This is a genomic window from Plantactinospora sp. BB1, from assembly GCF_003030385.1.
GTDB lineage: Bacteria > Actinomycetota > Actinomycetes > Mycobacteriales > Micromonosporaceae > Plantactinospora.
Window position 1 is genome coordinate 946,956 of the sequence record NZ_CP028159.1, and the last position, 16,629, is coordinate 963,584.

General features: G+C 74.8%; 11 protein-coding genes. 1 reads left to right on the top strand and 10 read right to left on the bottom strand.

All coding sequences use genetic code 11. From position 1 onward, the window contains the following. Positions 1-198 precede the first annotated feature (198 nt). Positions 199-5,715, top strand: coding sequence for a carboxyl transferase domain-containing protein (locus tag C6W10_RS04105; protein WP_107256655.1), 5,517 nt, complete (start codon positions 199-201; stop codon positions 5,713-5,715). 37 nt (positions 5,716-5,752) lie between these two features. On the opposite strand, the gene C6W10_RS04110 is transcribed toward C6W10_RS04105, so the two are convergent. The 10 genes from C6W10_RS04110 to C6W10_RS04155 all read right to left on the bottom strand — a co-directional run bounded on the left by C6W10_RS04110 (position 5,753) and on the right by C6W10_RS04155 (position 16,615). Continuing rightward, positions 5,753-5,959: a hypothetical protein gene (locus C6W10_RS04110; RefSeq protein ID WP_107256657.1), complete on the bottom strand. Its 207-nt coding sequence runs from the start codon at positions 5,957-5,959 to the stop codon at positions 5,753-5,755. Positions 5,960-6,063: 104 nt separating this feature from the next. Beyond that, positions 6,064-7,110, bottom strand: a complete 1,047-nt coding sequence (locus C6W10_RS04115; protein WP_107256659.1) for a glycosyltransferase family 9 protein — start codon at positions 7,108-7,110, stop codon at positions 6,064-6,066. Further along, positions 7,107-7,799, bottom strand: coding sequence for an SDR family oxidoreductase (locus tag C6W10_RS04120; protein WP_107256661.1), 693 nt, complete (start codon positions 7,797-7,799; stop codon positions 7,107-7,109). Before C6W10_RS04120 ends, C6W10_RS04115 begins: the two co-directional genes overlap by 4 nt. After that, complete coding sequence (locus tag C6W10_RS04125; RefSeq protein ID WP_107263645.1) at positions 7,796-9,370, bottom strand: PfkB family carbohydrate kinase; 1,575 nt, start codon at positions 9,368-9,370, stop codon at positions 7,796-7,798. The genes C6W10_RS04120 and C6W10_RS04125 overlap by 4 nt, the downstream gene beginning before the upstream one ends. Continuing rightward, positions 9,367-10,074, bottom strand: a complete 708-nt coding sequence (locus C6W10_RS04130; RefSeq protein WP_369937825.1) for an SIS domain-containing protein — start codon at positions 10,072-10,074, stop codon at positions 9,367-9,369. The genes C6W10_RS04125 and C6W10_RS04130 overlap by 4 nt, the downstream gene beginning before the upstream one ends. Next, positions 10,074-11,291, bottom strand: a complete 1,218-nt coding sequence (locus C6W10_RS04135) for a glycosyltransferase (RefSeq protein ID WP_107256663.1) — start codon at positions 11,289-11,291, stop codon at positions 10,074-10,076. The genes C6W10_RS04130 and C6W10_RS04135 overlap by 1 nt, the downstream gene beginning before the upstream one ends. Continuing rightward, positions 11,276-12,247: a glycosyltransferase gene (locus tag C6W10_RS04140; protein WP_107256665.1), complete on the bottom strand. Its 972-nt coding sequence runs from the start codon at positions 12,245-12,247 to the stop codon at positions 11,276-11,278. Before C6W10_RS04140 ends, C6W10_RS04135 begins: the two co-directional genes overlap by 16 nt. Beyond that, positions 12,244-13,935 (bottom strand): HAD-IIIA family hydrolase, encoded by a 1,692-nt coding sequence (locus tag C6W10_RS04145; protein ID WP_107256667.1) that lies wholly within the window; start codon positions 13,933-13,935, stop codon positions 12,244-12,246. The genes C6W10_RS04140 and C6W10_RS04145 overlap by 4 nt, the downstream gene beginning before the upstream one ends. Then, entirely contained in the window at positions 13,932-14,957 is a 1,026-nt protein-coding gene (locus C6W10_RS04150) for a glycosyltransferase family 2 protein (RefSeq protein ID WP_107256669.1), read from the bottom strand. Before C6W10_RS04150 ends, C6W10_RS04145 begins: the two co-directional genes overlap by 4 nt. Beyond that, the gene (locus tag C6W10_RS04155) at positions 14,954-16,615 is read right to left on the bottom strand and encodes a carbamoyltransferase C-terminal domain-containing protein (RefSeq protein WP_107256671.1); all 1,662 of its coding nucleotides are present in this window, start codon (positions 16,613-16,615) and stop codon (positions 14,954-14,956) included. The genes C6W10_RS04150 and C6W10_RS04155 overlap by 4 nt, the downstream gene beginning before the upstream one ends. Between the last annotated feature and the right edge of the window lie 14 nt (positions 16,616-16,629).

Below are 16,629 nucleotides of genomic sequence, written 5' to 3' on the forward strand. Positions count from 1 at the left end.
TCGACCGGACCGGTGGCAGTGCCGGCCATCAGGGGGTGGAGACAGCCAAAAGCTTTTGTTAGGTTCCTACAAACAGGGGTGCGTACTGTTCGGTGCGTACGACATGGCGCCGCCAGCCGCCAGGCAGCAGGGTGATCACTGCCGGGGGCAGCCGTCCCGTGGCGAGTTGATCGTGGGTCTACCGGAGGGGTCGGTCGGGTGTTCAGCCGTATCGCCATCGTCAACCGTGGTGAGGCCGCGATGCGGCTCATCCACGCGGTCCGAGAGCTGGCTGCGCAGACCGGGACCCGGATCGAGACCGTCGCTCTCTACACCGACGTCGACCGTACCGCGACCTTCGTCCGGGAGGCGGATCTCGGCTACTACCTCGGCCCCGCCTCGGCGCGCCCGTACCTCGACATGGCGGTGCTGGAGCAGGCGCTCGTCCGGTCCGGCGCCGACGCCGCCTGGGTCGGTTGGGGCTTCGTCGCCGAGGATCCGGCCTTCGCCGAACTGTGCGAGAAGCTCGGCATCACCTTCGTCGGGCCGAACCCGGACGCGATGCGCCAACTGGGCGACAAGATCGGCGCGAAGCTGATTGCCGAAGAGGTCGGCGTACCGGTCGCACCCTGGAGTCGCGGCGCGGTCGAGACCCTCGACGCCGCGCTGGCGGCGGCGGCCGAGATCGGCTACCCGCTGATGCTCAAGGCGACCGCGGGCGGCGGCGGGCGCGGCATCCGCGTGATCACCAGCGATGCCGAACTCTCCGACGCCTTCGAGCGGACCCGCCAGGAGGCGGCGCGGGCGTTCGGCAGCGGCGTGGTGTTCCTGGAACGCCTGGTCACCGGTGCCCGGCACGTCGAGGTCCAGGTCATCGCCGACGGCCAGGGCACCGCGTGGGCGCTCGGCGTCCGGGACTGTTCGGTGCAGCGACGCAACCAGAAGGTGATCGAGGAGTCCTCCTCACCGGTACTCAGCCCGGCGCAGGCCGCCGAACTCAAGGCGTCGGCCGAGCGGCTGGCCGTCGCGGTCGGCTACCGGGGCGCGGCGACCGTCGAGTTCCTCTACCACCCCGGTGACCGCCTCTTCGCGTTCCTGGAGGTCAACACCCGGCTACAGGTCGAGCACCCGATCACCGAGGCGACCACCGGGTTCGACCTGGTCAAGGCGCAGCTGCACGTCGCCTCCGGCGGGCGGCTGGAGGGCGGGCCGCCGGTGGAGCGCGGGCACGCCATCGAGGCCCGGCTGAACGCCGAGGACCCCGACCGGGACTTCGCACCCTCGCCGGGCCGGATCGTCCGGCTGGACCTGCCCGCCGGGCCGGGCATCCGGGTGGACACCGGCGTCAGCGAGGGTGACACCATCCCCGCCGACTTCGACTCGATGATCGCGAAGATCATCGCGTACGGCCGGGACCGCGACGAGGCGCTCGGCAGGCTGCGCCGGGCGATGGCGGAGACCACGGTGGTCATCGAGGGCGGTGCGACGAACAAGAGCTTCGTGCTCGACCTGCTCGACCAGCCCGAGGTGATCGACGCGAGCGCGGACACCGGCTGGATCGACCGGGTCCGGGGCGAGGGCCGGCTCGTCGCGCACCGGCACTCCGCCGTCGCGCTGGCGGCGGCGGCCATCGAGACGTACGAGGAAGAGGAACGCGTCGAGCGGCGGCGGCTGCTGGCGACGGCGTCCGGCGGGCGCCCGCAGGTGCAGCACTCCAGCGGCCGGCCGTTGGATCTCAAGCTGCGTGGGGTCGGCTACCGACTGCGGGTGGCCCGGATCAGCCCGCACCGGTTCCGGGTCGGCATCGAGACGGGCGGCGGCGTCCGCACCGCCGACGTCGAGCTCGACCGCTTCGACCGGCACAGCGGACAGATCGTCGTCAACGGCAACCGGTACCGCCTGCTCACCGGCACGCACGGGCCGATCCACCTGGTCGAGGTGGACGGCGTGACGCACCGGGTCAGCCGGGACGAGGGCGGTGTCGTCCGCTCCCCGATGCCGGCCCTGGTCGTCGCCACGCCGCTGCCGGTCGGCGCCGAGGTCGAGGCGGGTGCCCCGGTACTCGTGCTGGAAGCCATGAAGATGGAGACGGTGCTGCGGGCGCCGTTCCGGGCGCGGCTGAAGGAATGTGCCGTGTCGGTGGGCAGCCAGGTGCAGGCCGGTGCGCCGCTGCTGCGGCTGGAGCCGCTCGGTGAGGAGGCCGCCGACGATCCGGCCGCCGCCTCCGTCGAGCTGGACCTGCCGGTGGCGCCCGGGGAGATCCCGGCCCGGCAGCGCGCCCGGCGCGGCCAGGAAAACCTGCGCGGCCTGCTGCTCGGCTTCGACGTCGACCCGCACGACGACCGCCGGGTGCTCGACGACTACCTCGCCACCCGCCAGGTGGCGATCGAGGAGGGCCACCGGCCGCTGGCCGAGGAACTCGACCTGGTCAACGTCTTCGCCAACCTCGCCGAACTGAGCCGCAACCGGCCCTCTGGTGAGGACGGCGGCGGCGAGGCGCACGTGCACAGCGCCCGGGAGTACTTCCACACCTACCTACAGAGTCTCGACGTCGAGCGGGCCGGACTGCCGAGTGCGTTCCAGGCCAGGCTCGCCCGGGCGCTCGAACACTACGGTGTCACCGAACTGGAGCGCTCCCCCGCGCTGGAAGCCGCCGTGTTCCGGATCTTCCTCGCCCAGCAGCGCGCCTCCGCCGACGCCACGGTCGTCGCCACGCTGCTGCGCGCCTGGCTGCGCGAGCCGCCGCCGGACGAGACGCTGCGCGAGCCGGCCGGTCTCGCGCTGGAGCGGCTGGTGGCCGCGACACAGGTCCGGTTCCCGGTGGTCGCCGACCTCGCCCGAGGCGTGGTCTTCGCCTGGTTCGCCCAGCCGCTGCTGCGCCGCAACCGCGCCCTCGTCTACGCCCGGGTCCGCAAGCACCTGCGCCACCTGGACACCCACCCCGACGCGCCGGACCGCGCCGAGCGGATCGCCGAGATGGTACGCAGCACCGAGCCCCTGGTCCGGTTGCTCGGCCAGCGACTCGTCCGCGACGACCTCGACAACGCGGTCATGCTGGAGGTGCTGACCCGGCGGTACTACGGCAACAAGGGGCTCACCGGCGTCGACACCCGCCAGGTCGGCGGCTGCACGTTCGTGGTCGCCCGGCGGGCGGACTCGAGCCTGGTCTCCGCGGCGGTGCGCTTCGACGCGCTGGGCGGCGCGCTGCGCGGGCTCGCCGAGGTGGCCGGCGGCGAGGACTCCGTCGACGCCGACCTCTACCTCGGCTGGGAGAACCAGCCGGCGGACTTCGACGCGATGGCGGCCGGGCTGCTGGAGGTCATCGGCGCGCACCCGCTGCCGCCGCAGGTCCGCCGGCTCACCACCACCGTCGCCGGGCGGCACGGGGCGGTGATGCACCACCACTTCACGTTCCGCCCGTCGACCACCGGGATGGCGGAGGAGCGGCTGATCCGCGGCCTGCACCCGTACATCGCGCAGCGGATGCAGTTGGAGCGGCTGCGCGAGTTCGACCTGACCCGACTGCCCTCCCTGGACGAGGAGGTCTATCTCTTCCAGGCCGTGGCCCGGCAGAACCCGTCCGACGAGCGCCTCGTCGCGTTCGCGCAGGTGCGCGACCTGACCGAGCTGCGCGAGCAGGACGGCCGGCTGGTCTCGCTGCCGACGACCGAGGACACCGTCGCCGCCTGCCTCGACTCGATCCGCCGGGCACAGGCGCGGCGACCGTCGAAGACCCGCTTCAACACCAACCGGATCGTGATCTACGTCTGGCCGCCGAGCGATCTCACCCGGGAGGAGATGGAGATGATCGCCGGGCGGGTACGCCCGACGACCGCGGGCGCCGGCCTGGAGGAGATCCTCTTCATCGCCCGGCAGCGCGACCGCAGGACCGGCGAGCTGACCAAGATCGCCGTACGGATCTCCTTCGACGCCACCGGCGGAGCCGAACTGACCGTCGGCGACCCGCCGGTCGACCCGGTCGAGCCGCTCGACGACTACCGGCTGAAGGTGCTCCGGGCGAGCAGCCGCAACACCGTCTACCCGTACGAGCTGACCGGCCTGCTCGGCGACTTCGTCGAGTACGACCTCGACGGCGACCACGCGCTGGTTCCCGTCGACCGGCCGAAGGGGCGCAACAGCGCGGCGATCGTCGCCGGGGTGGTCAGCACCCCGACCGCCGGGCACCCGCAGGGCGTCACCCGGGTCGTGCTGCTCGGCGACCCCACGAAGTCGCTCGGTGCGCTCTCCGAGCCGGAGTGCCGTCGGGTGATCGCCGCACTGGACCTGGCCGAGCGGATGCGGGTGCCGCTGGAGTGGTACGCGCTCTCCGCCGGAGCCCGGATCTCCATGACCTCCGGCACCGAGAACATGGACTGGGTGGCCGCCGCGCTCAAGCGGATCGTCGAGTTCACCCAGCACGGCGGTGAGATCAACATCGTGGTCGCGGGGATCAACGTCGGCGCGCAGCCGTACTGGAACGCCGAGGCGACGATGCTCATGCACACCAGGGGCATCCTGGTGATGACGCCGGACTCGGCGATGGTGCTCACCGGCAAGCAGTCGCTCGACTTCTCCGGCGGCGTCTCGGCCGAGGACAACTTCGGCATCGGCGGCTACGACCGGGTGATGGGCCCGAACGGGCAGGCACAGTACTGGGCGCCGAACCTGACCGCCGCCCGGGACGTGCTGATGGCGCACTACGAGCACACGTACGTCGCCCCCGGCGAGGAGACGCCCCGGCGCGCCCCCACCAGCGACCCGGTCGACCGCGACGTCTCCGACTTCCCGCACGCCATGCCCGGCAGCGACTTCAGCACCGTCGGCGAGATCTTCTCGGTGGCGGCGAACCCGGACCGCAAGAAGCCGTTCGACATCCGGACGGTGATGCGGGCGCTCGCCGACCAGGACCACCCGGTGCTGGAGCGCTGGGCGGGGATGGCCGACGCGGAGACCGCGGTGGTGCAGGACGTGCACCTCGGCGGCATCCCGGTCTGCCTGCTCGGCATCGAGTCGCGTACGGTGCCCCGGCGCGGCTTCCCGCCCACCGACGGCCCGGACACCTACACCGCCGGCACACTCTTCCCGGCCTCCTCGAAGAAGGCCGCGCGGGCGATCAACGCGGCCAGCGGCAACCGGCCACTGGTGGTGCTGGCGAACCTCTCGGGCTTCGACGGCTCGCCGGAGTCGATGCGGAAGCTGCAACTGGAGTACGGCGCCGAGATCGGCCGGGCGATCGTCAACTTCCGTGGCCCGATCGTGTTCTGCGTGATCTCGCGGTACCACGGCGGCGCGTTCGTGGTCTTCTCGAAGGCGCTCAACCCCGAGATGACCGTACTGGCGCTGGAGGGCTCCTTCGCCTCGGTGCTCGGCGGGGCCCCGGCCGCCGCGGTGGTCTTCTCCGGTGACGTCGACGGCCGCACCGCCGCCGACCCGCGGGTGCGGGACCTGGAGGCACGGGTCGGGTCCGCCTCCGGCGCCGACCGGGCCGCGCTGACCGCGGAACTCGACGAACTCCGCGCGTCGGTCCGGGCGGAGAAGCTCGGCGAGGTGGCCACCGAGTTCGACCGGGTGCACAGCATCCAGCGCGCCGTCGAGGTCGGCTCCGTCGACGCCGTCATCCGGGCGGCCGAACTGCGGCCACGCGTCATCGAGGCCATCGAGTCACGGCTGTCGCAACCGGCCGGGGACGGCGGTCACCCCGGGCACGGCACGGTGCGGGCGGCGGTGGCCGGCTGAGACCGGCGGCGAGGCTGACGAACGGTACCCGGAGGGGTCACTCGCACCCGTCGGCGTCGCCGCGCCCGTACCCCTGACAGCAGTCCGGCCGGTGCGCGTAGACCCGCAGCTCCGCGCCGCCGACCCGCTGGTGGTCGGCGGTCCGCTCGTACAGGCACGCCCGCCACACCACCGTCGCCCCGGACACCTGCATCCGCTGGCCGCCGCCCGGCCCGCCGAGCAGTACCGCCCACTCCCCCGCCATGCCGCGCAGCGTAACCGCAAGACGAAGCGTTTACGCAGCTCAGGCAGGTTGCTGTGAGCTGTCCGGCAGGAGCCGGGGCGGTCCGGTCGCCCGGCGGGCTCCGGTCAGCGCGCGGTGACCGCCGGGCGTCCCCGCTCGACCTGCCCGACCTGCTCGACGGCCGCCAGGACCTGCGCCACGTCGAGTGCCGCCAGCGCCGGGTGGACCGTCGTCTCCGCCGACGGCGCTCCTGCCCGCCGGTGCACCCGTTCCGGCCGCCCCGACGCGCCGTGCTCCGGCTGCCGGGCGGCGGGAACGGGTCGGGCCGGGGATGGCCACCCCGGCACCGGCCCGGCCCAGAGGGCACGGTGCCACGGGCGGTCGGCCGGCGGTCCCCAGAGTGCCGGTGCCACCGGTCCGAAGAGCAGTACCGACGGTGTGCCGTATCCGGTGGCCAGGTGGCCGATGCCGGTGTCACCGGCGACCACCAGCCGGCCGTGCGCGACCAACTCGGCCAGCTCGCCGACGTCGGTGCGCCCGGCCAGCACGGCCGACCCGGGCAGCCCGGCCCGGGCGGCGACCTCCTCGGCGAGGTCGCGCTCGCCCGGTGCGCCGGTCACCAGCACCCGGTGTCCCCGGCGGGCCAGTTCCCGCGCCACCGCGGCGAACCGGTCGGGCGGCCAGCGCCGCTCGGCGGCCTTCGCACCGGGGTGCACGATGCTGGCCCCGACGGGCAGGTCACCCGGCGCCGGCCGGCGCAGCGCCAGGTCGGACGGGTCGGTGGCGATGCCGTACCAGTCGAGCAGCCGACACCAGCGGGCGACCTCGTGCTCGTCCGGCCGCCACACCGGGCCGACGTGGTGGCCGGCCTCGGGACAGGCGAAGGCCATCAGCTGCCGGGGCTGGGCGGCCCGCAGCAACCGGTGCGACTGCGGCCCCCGACCGTGCAGGTTCACCGCCCGTTCCGGAGCCATCGGCGGCCACCGGTACGGGCCCAGCCCGTCGACGTCGACCTGCTCGTCGACGCCGCCGACCAGCTCGACCAGGGGCCCGAGCCAGCGGGGTGCGGCCAGCACCAGCCGGTCTCTGGCGAAGGCGGCACGGAGGGCGCGGAGCGCCGGCACGGCGGTGGCGAGGTCGCCGATGCCGAGGGCGCGCAGCACGAGGATCACGGGTACGAACTCTCCCGCTCGGCGCAGACCACCAGCTCCCGTACGGCGCACCCCGGCGGCTGGGAGAGCGCGAAGAGTACCGCGTCGGCGACGTGCCCGGGGTCGTTGAGTACCGCGTCGGCGCCGGGCCGGTACTGCTCGTCCCGGCCGTCGAAGAACGCGGTACGCATGCCGCCCGGGACGAGCAGGGTGACGCCGACCGTGCCGGCCAGTTCGGCGGCGAGGGCCCGGGTGAAGCCGACGACCCCGAACTTCGCCGCGCAGTAGGCGGTGGCGTCGCTGACCGCCTTGACCCCGAGGGTGGAGGCGACGGTGACGACCGTGCCGTGCGAGCGTTCCAGCGCCGGCAGGGCGGCGCGGACGACCGCGGCGGTGGCGAAGAGGTCGACCGTGACGACCCGTTCCCAGACCTCGGCGGGGACGTCGGCCAGCCGTCCGGGCGTGTCGACACCGGCGGCGGTGACCACGCCGTCGAGGCCGCCGGCCTGCTCGGCGAGCTGCCGGGTGGCCCGCTCGGCGGCCCGGGTGTCGGCGAGGTCGCACTCGATCCACGGCACGCCGTCGGCCGGTGCCTGCCGGTCCAGCACGTACGGCCGTCCGCCGGCCTTCTGCACCGCGGTCACGACGGCGGCGCCGAGTCCGCTGGCGCCGCCGGTGACCAGGATCGCCTTGTCGGTCAGGTTGTTCATCGTCGTCCTTCCGCGAGTTGACGATCGCCGGCCCGGGCGGCGGCGATGGTGCCGGAGGTGGAGCGGCCGTCGAGGTACGGCACGAGTACCGTCTGGCCGCCCCAGCGCCGGACCTGCTCGGCCTCGGGCAGGTCCGGCTGGTCGGGGTCGGCGCCCCGGGCGTAGTCGCCGCCCTTGACCCAGATGTCCGGGCGGAGCCAGGAGAGCACCGCCTGCGGCGTCGGCTCGTCGAAGATCACGACGGCGTCGACGCAGTCCAGGGCGGCCAGCAGACCGGCCCGGTCGGCCTGCGGGGTGAGCGGTCGCCCCGGACCCTTCAGCTCGGCGACGCTGCGGTCGGAGTTGAGGCAGACGACCAGGCAGTCGCCGAGCCGCCGGGCGGCCCGCAGGGTGGCCAGGTGACCGGCGTGCAGAAGGTCGAAACAGCCGCCGGTGGCGACCACCGTCCCGCCGTTCGCGCGGGTCCGGGCCAGCACGGCGGAGGCCGCCTCGCGCCCGTCACCGTCGACCCCCGGCGCGCCGACCGGATGCCCGCCGCCCGCTACCGCGCCTACGACGTCGCGCGCCCCGCCCGGACGGGCTGCGGCGTGCGATCCGGCGGCGGCGTGCGATCCGCCCGCTCCGGCTGCGGCGTGCGATCCGCCTGGGCCGGCCGGTCTAGGGAGCGTGGCGGCACCGGTTGGTCTAGGGAGCGTGGCGGCGCCGCCGGCCGCGACATAGGTCGAGGCGACCCGGACCGCCTCCTCCACCGCCTCCGACAGGAGCGCCCCGTCGGCCAGGGCCGCCGCTGCGGCGACGGCGAACCGGTCACCGGCACCGCAGGTGTCGCCGGTGGCGGCCACCGGCGCGGGTACGACCAGCGGGGCCCCGCCGTTGTGGCAGAGCAGGCTGCCGTCGCCGCCCATCGTGACCGCGACCGCGGCGGCCCGCCACCGGTCCCGCAGCAGCCGGGCCGCGCGGGCCACCCCGGACAGTCGCGGCCCGGAGCCGGCGTCGCCGGTGAGCCGGAACAGCTCCCCCTCGTTCGGGGTCACCAGACGGCTGCCGGGCACCGCCGCCGGTCCGCGCGGATGCGGGTCCCACACCACGGGTGCGGTGCTGCCGGCGAGTGCCTGGCGGATCGCCGACAGTCCGGCCACGCCACGCCCGTAGTCACTGATCAGGATCGCGCCCGCCCCGGCCAGGACCTCCAGCGCGGCGTCCGGTGGTTCGCCCGGAGGCTGCGCGTCACCGCCCCGGTCCAGCCGGAGCAGCGTCCGGCCGCCGGTCCGCAGCCGGATCTTCTCCGGAGTCGCGCCGGGCAGCGGCAGCGGATAGAGCCGTACGCCGGCGGCGGTGAGCAGCGCGGTCAGCCGGGCCCCGGCCGGGTCGTCGGCGAGCGCGGTGACCAGCGCGACGTCGTGCCCGTCGGCGGCGGCGAGCAGGGCGGCGAGCCCGGCCCCACCCGGCCGGTCGGTGGCCGACTCCTCCGCCAGGACCGGCACCGGGGCGTCCGGGCAGAGCCGGTCGACCCGACCGTCGACGTCCCGGTCCAGCAGCGTGTCGCCGACCACCACCAGTGGGGCGCTCACGAGCACGCCTCCTCGCTGGAGAGCACGGTGAGCAGCCGCCGCGCGCCGGAGGGATCCCACCCGTTCTGCGCCATGGACGGCGGCGCCGTACCGTCCCGGGCGGCGACCGGCCGGCCGTTGCCGGGGTGGCGCGGCCGGGACAGGGCCTGGTCGACGTAGGAGCAGAGCAGGTGGGTGGAGACCAGGTGCAGCTCCTGCACCACCTGCGGTTCGGGTGACGGCACCGCCAGCACCTCGGCACAGGCGTCGGCGAGCGGGTTGGGCGCCGGGCCGGTGAACGCCCAGCAGATCAGCCCGGCCCGCCGGCCGGCGTCGGCCGCCGCGAGCAGGTTCTCGCTGCGGCCGCTGGTCGACATCAGCAACAGGACGTCGCCGGGCCGGCCGTGCGCCCGTACCTGCCGGGCGAAGACCTCGGCGAAGCCGTAGTCGTTGCCGATCGCGGTCAGCGAGGAGGTCTCGGCGGTCAGCGCGATCGCGGAGAACGGGGCACGGTCGTCGCGGAGCTTGCCGACCAGCTCGGCGGTGAGGTGCTGGGCCTCGGCGGCGCTTCCACCGTTGCCGGCGGCGAGCAGCCGCCCGCCGTCGGAGAGGATCCGGGCGAGCTGGCCGCCCCACCGGCTCAGCCGCCGGGCCGCGTCACGGTAGCCGGGCAGGGCGCGGGACAGCTGGCTCAGGTGCGCGTCGAGAAGAAGCTGTTCGGACATCAGGCCACCGCCCCGCTGGTCTGGGGCGTACCGCAGACGGCGGTGTAGACGGCGCCGAGCCGCGCCGCCGTCCGGGTCCACGAGTAGCCGGTACGGATCCGCTCCACGGCGGCGAGACCGTAGCGGTGGCGCCGGTCCGAGTCGGCCAGCAGATGACGCAGCACCGCGCCCAACGTCTCCGGGTCACGGGGCGGTACGAGGTCGCCGGTGAGGCCGGGCACGACCGTGTCGGTGAGACCGCCGACGGCGGTACCGAGCACCGGTACCCCGCAGGCCATCGCCTCCAGCGGGGTCAGCCCGAAGGGTTCGTACCAGGGGGTGGCGACGAGGATGTCGGCCGACCGGTACCACCGGGGCATCTCCGCGCGGGGTACCGCCCCGACCAGGCGTACCCGGTCGGCGACCCCCTCCGATTCGGCCAGCGCACGCAGCCGGTTGGCGAACCCGTCCTCGCCGAGCCGGGCCGCCGGGGGGCCGCCGATCAGCACGTACTCGGCCTCGGGCACCATCCGCAGCGCCCGGACGACGTCGAGGAAACCCTTCCGTTCGACCAGCCGGCCGACGCCCAGCAGCCGGGGCCGGCCCGGTTCCCGGCTGACGGCGGAACCGTCCGGGGTGAAGACGTCCGGGTTGACCCCGGAGGGTACGACGCTGATGGCGGAGCGGGGTACGCCCATCCGGGTCAGTTCGGCCACCTCGTCGCGGCACTGCGCGACGACCCGGTCGACCCCTCGGCCGAGCATCCGCTCGTATCTGATCCGCTGTGGCGGGCTGGTGTCGGCGGCGCCCTGGTGGCGGCGCTTCACGGTGCCGAGGGCATGGTAGGTCTGCACCACCGGCACCCCGCTCTGCCGGCCGGCGACGAGGGTGGCGAGGCCACTCATCCAGAAGTGCGCGTGTGCGACGTCGGGCCGCCACAGCCCGTCCTGCCAGTGTCGGGCGAGCCAGCGCCCGAAGTCGGCCATGTACGGCAGCAGCTCGTCCTTTGGCACCGGCTCCGGTGGGCCGGCCGGCACGTGCAGCACGCTGACCCCGTCCCGCATCGGCACCACCGGGCCCTGGTGCGGCTGGTCGCGTCGGGTGTAGACGTGCACGTCGTGGCCCTGGTCGGCCAGCGCGGCGGCGAGTTCGGCGACGTGGGTGTTCTGGCCGCCGGCGTCCGGGCCGCCGAGTTCGGCGAGCGGACTGGCGTGTTCGGAGATCATCGCGATGCGCATCGTTCCTCCTGAAGCAGTCGGTCCCAGTCCGCGAGGAACCGGTCGAGGCCGTAGCGGGTGGTGGCGGCGTGCCGGGCCCGTTCACCCATGGCCCGCGCGGCGGCCGGATCGTCGATCAGCCAGGCGGCGGCCTCCCGCAGGGTGTCGAGGTTGGTGGAGAGGACGCCCGCCTCGGGCGGTACGGCGGCGACCGCCTCGGTGCTGGCGAGTACGACGACCGGCATCCCGATCGTCATCGCCTCCAGGAGGCTGAGCCCGAGCGACGTCCAGCGGCACAGGTGCAGGTAGGCCCGGCGTCGGGCGAGCTGCTCGTGCAGCCGCGCCTGGGGCAGGTCGTAGGTGCCGAGGCGGTCGGCGGGCAGGCCGACGGCGTCGGGGAGCGCGTCGACGCTCATGCCGAAGACGTCCAGCGGGGCGACCGTGGCGAAGTGTCCGAACAGGTCGGTTCCGGTGACCCGCCAGCGGCGGACCGGTTCGTTGGTCACCACCGCCAGCCGTTCGAGGCTGCCGTCGTACCGGACCGGGGGTGGGACGATGCCGTGTTCGATCACGGCGGTGCGGGTGGCGCCGGTGTCCCAGAACAGGTCGTTGAAGTGGGTGACGTGCGCGACGAGCAGGTCGTCCCGGTCGGCCATCGGGTGCCGGGTGTTCGGTACGTCGCCCTTCGGGGTGTTGTGCTCGACGTAGATCGCCGGCAGGTCCCGGCCGGGGCGCCGGCCCAGCCAGCGTTCGGCCAGCTCCAGTTCCTCCGGCCGTTGCAGGATCACCAGGTCGACCGGTTCGGCGGCGAGCCGCTCCGGAGGCAGCTCGCGTACCGTCGCCGGCCAGTCGTAGGTCCGGGCCCGGCCGAGGCCGTACGGCCCCCGGTCCGGCGTGACCGGTACCAGGTAGTGGTGCTTGCCGTGGACGAACGCGGTGGTCCACGAGCCGTGCACGTGCCACAGCAGGATGTTCACCCTGCGCCTCCTCCTGCTGTCGGGTGGCCGGCCCCGAAGCCGGAGCCGGCCGGTGCTCGTGGTGGTGGCGGTCGGGATGCGAGCAGGTCGACGGCGGCGAGCACGGCGGCCGGGTCGAGTCGGTCCAGGCAGGGGTGGCCGGGCAGCGGGCAGACGCTGGCACGGCTGTCCCGGCACCCGGCGCCGGCATCGCCGAGCCGCACCACCGGTACCCGGTAGGGCGCCCACTGTCCGAACGGGACGGTGGGCGCGAAGAGGCTGACCACCGGGGTGCCGACCGCGGCGGCCAGGTGCGCCGGCCCGGTGTTGCCGACGACCAGGCAGGCGGCCCGGGTCAGCAGCGCGGCCAGCTCGCCGAGGGAGGTACGGCCGCCGAGGTCGACGCCGCCGGCCGCCGCCACCCGTGCGGTCAGGTCCCGCTCCCCCGGGCCGCCGGTGACCAGTACCCGGTGACCGGCCCGGGTGAGCGCGGCGACGATGTCGGCGCAGCGCTGCGGCGGGCAGGCCCGGGCCGGTACCGACGCGCCGGGGTGCACGACGACGTAGCCGGCCGGCAGGTCGACGGGCGGTCGTCCGGTCAGCGCGTCGGCCCGCAGTCGCAGCGTGGGCTCGTCGCCGGCCGGCAGCGCGAAACCGGCGGCGGCGGCCAGCGACAGCGCCCGCTCCGGCTCCGGCACCCCGGTCGGCACCCGGTGGCGCAGGTCCAGCAGGCTGCCCGGATAGTCGTCGCTGATCGCACCGACCAGCGGTACCCCGGCCATCCGCAGCAGCAGGGCGAGCGGCAGGGCGGACTGGTGGAAGGAGGTGAAGATCAGCGCCTGGTCCGCCTGCACGGCGGCGAGCCGGGCGGTCAGCTCGCGCATCTCGTCCGGCCGCACCGGGGCCGGTGCCGGGTCGATCCAGGGCAGCGGCCACTCGATCAGCTCGTCGACGCCGGGCAGCAGCCGGGCGGCGCCCCGGCCCCGGGGGCCGCAGAGCATGACGACGCGATCCGCACCGGCGGCGACCGCCCGGATCGCCGGCCCGGTGACCAGGACGTCCCCGGCCGAGTCGCTCCGCGCCACCAGCACCGTGCCCGCTCGCCCGCCGGCCCGGCGCGGCGCCGTCGACGTCCGGCCGGTGGTCGATCCGGTGGGCAGCAGTGCCTGCCGGCGGAGCAGTTGGTCGACCGCGTCGGCCAGGTCGGCGGCGACCGCCGGGGCGGCGGCGACCTCCTCCGGCCGGGTCACCGGGGTCGGTACCAGGATTCCGGTGGCGCCGGCCGCGAGGGCGGCGGTCATGTCCCGGCCGATGTCGCCGATCATCGCGCAGCGGCGCGGGTCGGTGCCGAGCGCCCGGGCGGCGGCCTCGACGAGTCCGGGTGCGGGCTTGCGGCACCGGCAGCCGTCGCCGTCACCGTGCGGGCAGATCTGCCAGGTGTCGAAGGGGCCGAGCAGTTCCTCCACCCGGGCGTTGACGGCGGCCAGCTCGGCGGCGGTGAAGAGGCCACGGGCCAGCCCGGACTGGTTGGTGACCACCCCGAGTCGCAGTCCGGCGGCGCGCAGTCGGGCCAGCGCCGCCCCGGCGCCGGGCATCGGGCGTACCTTTTCCGGGTCGCCGTTGTAGGGCACGTCCTCGATCAGGGTGCCGTCGCGGTCGAGCAGTACGGCGTCGAAGAGCGGTCCGGGCGGCCGTGCCGGCCCGGTCATCGCCGGTCACCGGGGTACCGCCCGATCGGGCGTGGCAACTCGGCGCGGTGCCGCCACCAGCCCCGCAGCCAGTGGGTGACGGCGAGCGGCGGGATGACGGCGCTGGTCACCAGCATCGTGCCGACCTCTGCCGGGGTACCCGGCCCGGGCGCGATCCGCGCGGTTGCGAACCGGGCGGTACCGGCCAGCCAGCCGGCACCGGCCAGCGCGGCGACGGCGACGAGCGGGCGGCGGAGTCGGGAACCCCGGGCGGCCACGGCACCGCCCAGGGCGGCGGTGGCCAGCACCGCCGCGCCGGTCAGGGCCGCGTGCCGGTGGCGTCGTCCGGCCGGTATGCCGAGTTCGGTGCGCCAGCTCGGGCCGTAGAGCCGGCGCAGCAGGGCGTCGTCGGCGTTGCCCCGCTGGGTGCGCAGGCTGATCCAGCGGCTCTCCGGGCGTACCGGATGGCGGACGCCGCGGGTGCCCCGGAGCAGTTGCCAGCCGGCCAGGCGTACCCGGTGGGCCAGCTCCGCGTCCTCCCGGTAGGCCCGGGGGAACCGTTCGTCGAAGCCGCCGACGGCAGCGAGCGCGACCCGCCGGTAGGCCATGTCCGCGGTGATCCACTCGCCGTCGGCGAGGCCCGCGGTGACCCGTTCCCAGTCGGTCGGCCGGCGACCGGCCGGCAGCGGCACGCTTATCTCACCTTGCACCCCGCCGACCCGGTCCGGCACGGCGAGGTCCGTCCGGAGCCGCGCCAGCCAGTCCGGTGCCGGCAGCACGTCGTCGTCCAGGAACGCCACCCAGGGATGCCGGGCCGCCCGCCAGCCGAGGTTGCGGGCCGCCGCCGGGCCGGCGCCACGTCCGCGCAGGACCTTGGTGTACGGCGCGAGCGCCCCCGGTACGGCCAGCTCGGTGCCGCCGGTCGGCCGGTCGTCGACCAGGAGGATTTCCAGTTCACCGCCCTCGGTCACCTGCCCGGCGAGGATGCCGAGCAGGTCGGCGAGGCTGTCCCGGCCGAGGGTCGGTACGACGACGCTGATCACCGCCCCGCTCCGAGGTCGCCGCGGTGCACGGCGTACGGGCCGATGGCGAGCAGGTCCACCGGTGCGGAGCCGAAGAGTTCCATCGCCTCGCGCGGGGTGTCCACCATCGGCCGGCCGGCGGTGTTGAGCGAGGTGTTGACCACCACCGGCAGCCCGGTGAGGCGGTCGAACTCGGCCAGCATCTCGGCCACCAGCGGTTCGGTCCCGGGGTCGACCGTCTGCACCCGGGCGGTGCCGTCGACGTGCACCACCGCCGGGATCCGGTCCCGCCACTGTGGCGCGACCCGGTGCACGAAGAGCATGTACGGGCTGGGCAGTACGCCGTCGAAGATCTCGGCGGCCCGTTCGGCCCGGACCATCGGGGCGATCGGCCGGAACTGCTCCCGCCCCTTGACGTCGTTCATCCGGCGGGTCGTCTCGGGGTCGCCCGGGTGGGCCAGCAGCGACCGGTGACCGAGGGCCCGTGGCCCGTACTCGCTGCGTCCCTGGAACCAGGCGACGATGCCGTTGTCGGCGAGTACCCGGGCCGCCTCGGCGGCGATCGAGTCGGGTCGCCGGTACGGCAGCGCCGCGCGGCGCAGTTCGGCCTCCAGTTCCTCGTCGGTCCAGCCCCGGCCGAGGTCGACCCCGGGCATCGGCGCGGTGGTGTCGCCGAGCACGCTGTCCAGGTGCAGCGCCGCGCCCAGTGCGGTCCCGGCGTCACCGGCCGCCGGCTGCACCCACACCCGCTGGTAGGGGCCCTCGGCGGCGATCCGGGCGTTGGCCACGCAGTTCAGGGCGACCCCGCCGGCCATGGTCAGCGTGGTCGGGCCGTCGGCCGCCTCGTGCAGCCAGCGCGCGAGGTCGAGGATCACCTCTTCCAGCCGGGCCTGCACGCTGGCTGCGAGGTCGGCGTGCTCGCCGGTCATCTCCGCGTCCGGCGGGCGCGGCTTGGCCAGCGAGGCCCAGTCGATCCGGTCGACGGTGAAGCCGCCGTCGTCGGTCACCCGGACCAGTTCGCGCAGCAGCCCGAGGTGCCGGGGCTCGCCGTAGGAGGCGAGGGCCATCACCTTGTACTCGTCGCTGGAGTGCAGGAAGCCGAGGTGCCGGGTGAGGTCCTCGTAGAGCAGGCCCAGCGAGTGCGGCAACTGCTGGGCGGCGAGCTGCCGCAGCCGTCCCTCCCGGTAGACCCCGCCGAGGTGGCTCGCGGTCTCGCCCCGGCCGTCGAGCACGAGTACCGCCGAGCCGGTCGTGCCGGTCGGGTCCGGGGGTACGGCCAGCCCGGCCGAGGCCGCGTGCGCGACGTGGTGCGGTACGAACCGTACGATCTCCGGGTCGAGGCCGGGCAGCACCTCGGCGAGGAACTGCGGCGCCCGCTTGGCGTACTCGATCCGCAGCCAGTCCCACGGGTCGGTCAGGCCGAGTTCGGCCGCGTCCCGGCACAGGCCGGGGTCGAAGGAGTAGGCGACCGCGTCGAGGCTGGCGGCGTCGATGCCGGCCTGGCGCAGGCACCAGGCGGCGGAGAGTTCGGGCAGTTCCCAGGCGGAGAAGGCGACCGGACGCTTTCCGTGCTTACGCCGGCTGAACCGCTCCTCCTCGGCTGCGGCCACCACCCGGCCATCCACGACCAGTGCGGCCGCCGGGTCATGGAAGATCGCGTTGATCCCGAGTACGCGCATGCCGGCGCTCCTAC

Coding starts and splice junctions, on each gene's coding strand:
- C6W10_RS04110 (WP_107256657.1), bottom strand. CDS start 5,959: ATGGCGGGGGAGTGGGCGGTACTGCTCGGCGGGCCGGGCGGCGGCCAG.
- C6W10_RS04135 (WP_107256663.1), bottom strand. CDS start 11,291: ATGCGCATCGCGATGATCTCCGAACACGCCAGTCCGCTCGCCGAACTC.
- C6W10_RS04155 (WP_107256671.1), bottom strand. CDS start 16,615: ATGCGCGTACTCGGGATCAACGCGATCTTCCATGACCCGGCGGCCGCA.
- C6W10_RS04130 (WP_369937825.1), bottom strand. CDS start 10,074: ATGTCCGAACAGCTTCTTCTCGACGCGCACCTGAGCCAGCTGTCCCGC.
- C6W10_RS04145 (WP_107256667.1), bottom strand. CDS start 13,935: ATGACCGGGCCGGCACGGCCGCCCGGACCGCTCTTCGACGCCGTACTG.
- C6W10_RS04120 (WP_107256661.1), bottom strand. CDS start 7,799: ATGAACAACCTGACCGACAAGGCGATCCTGGTCACCGGCGGCGCCAGC.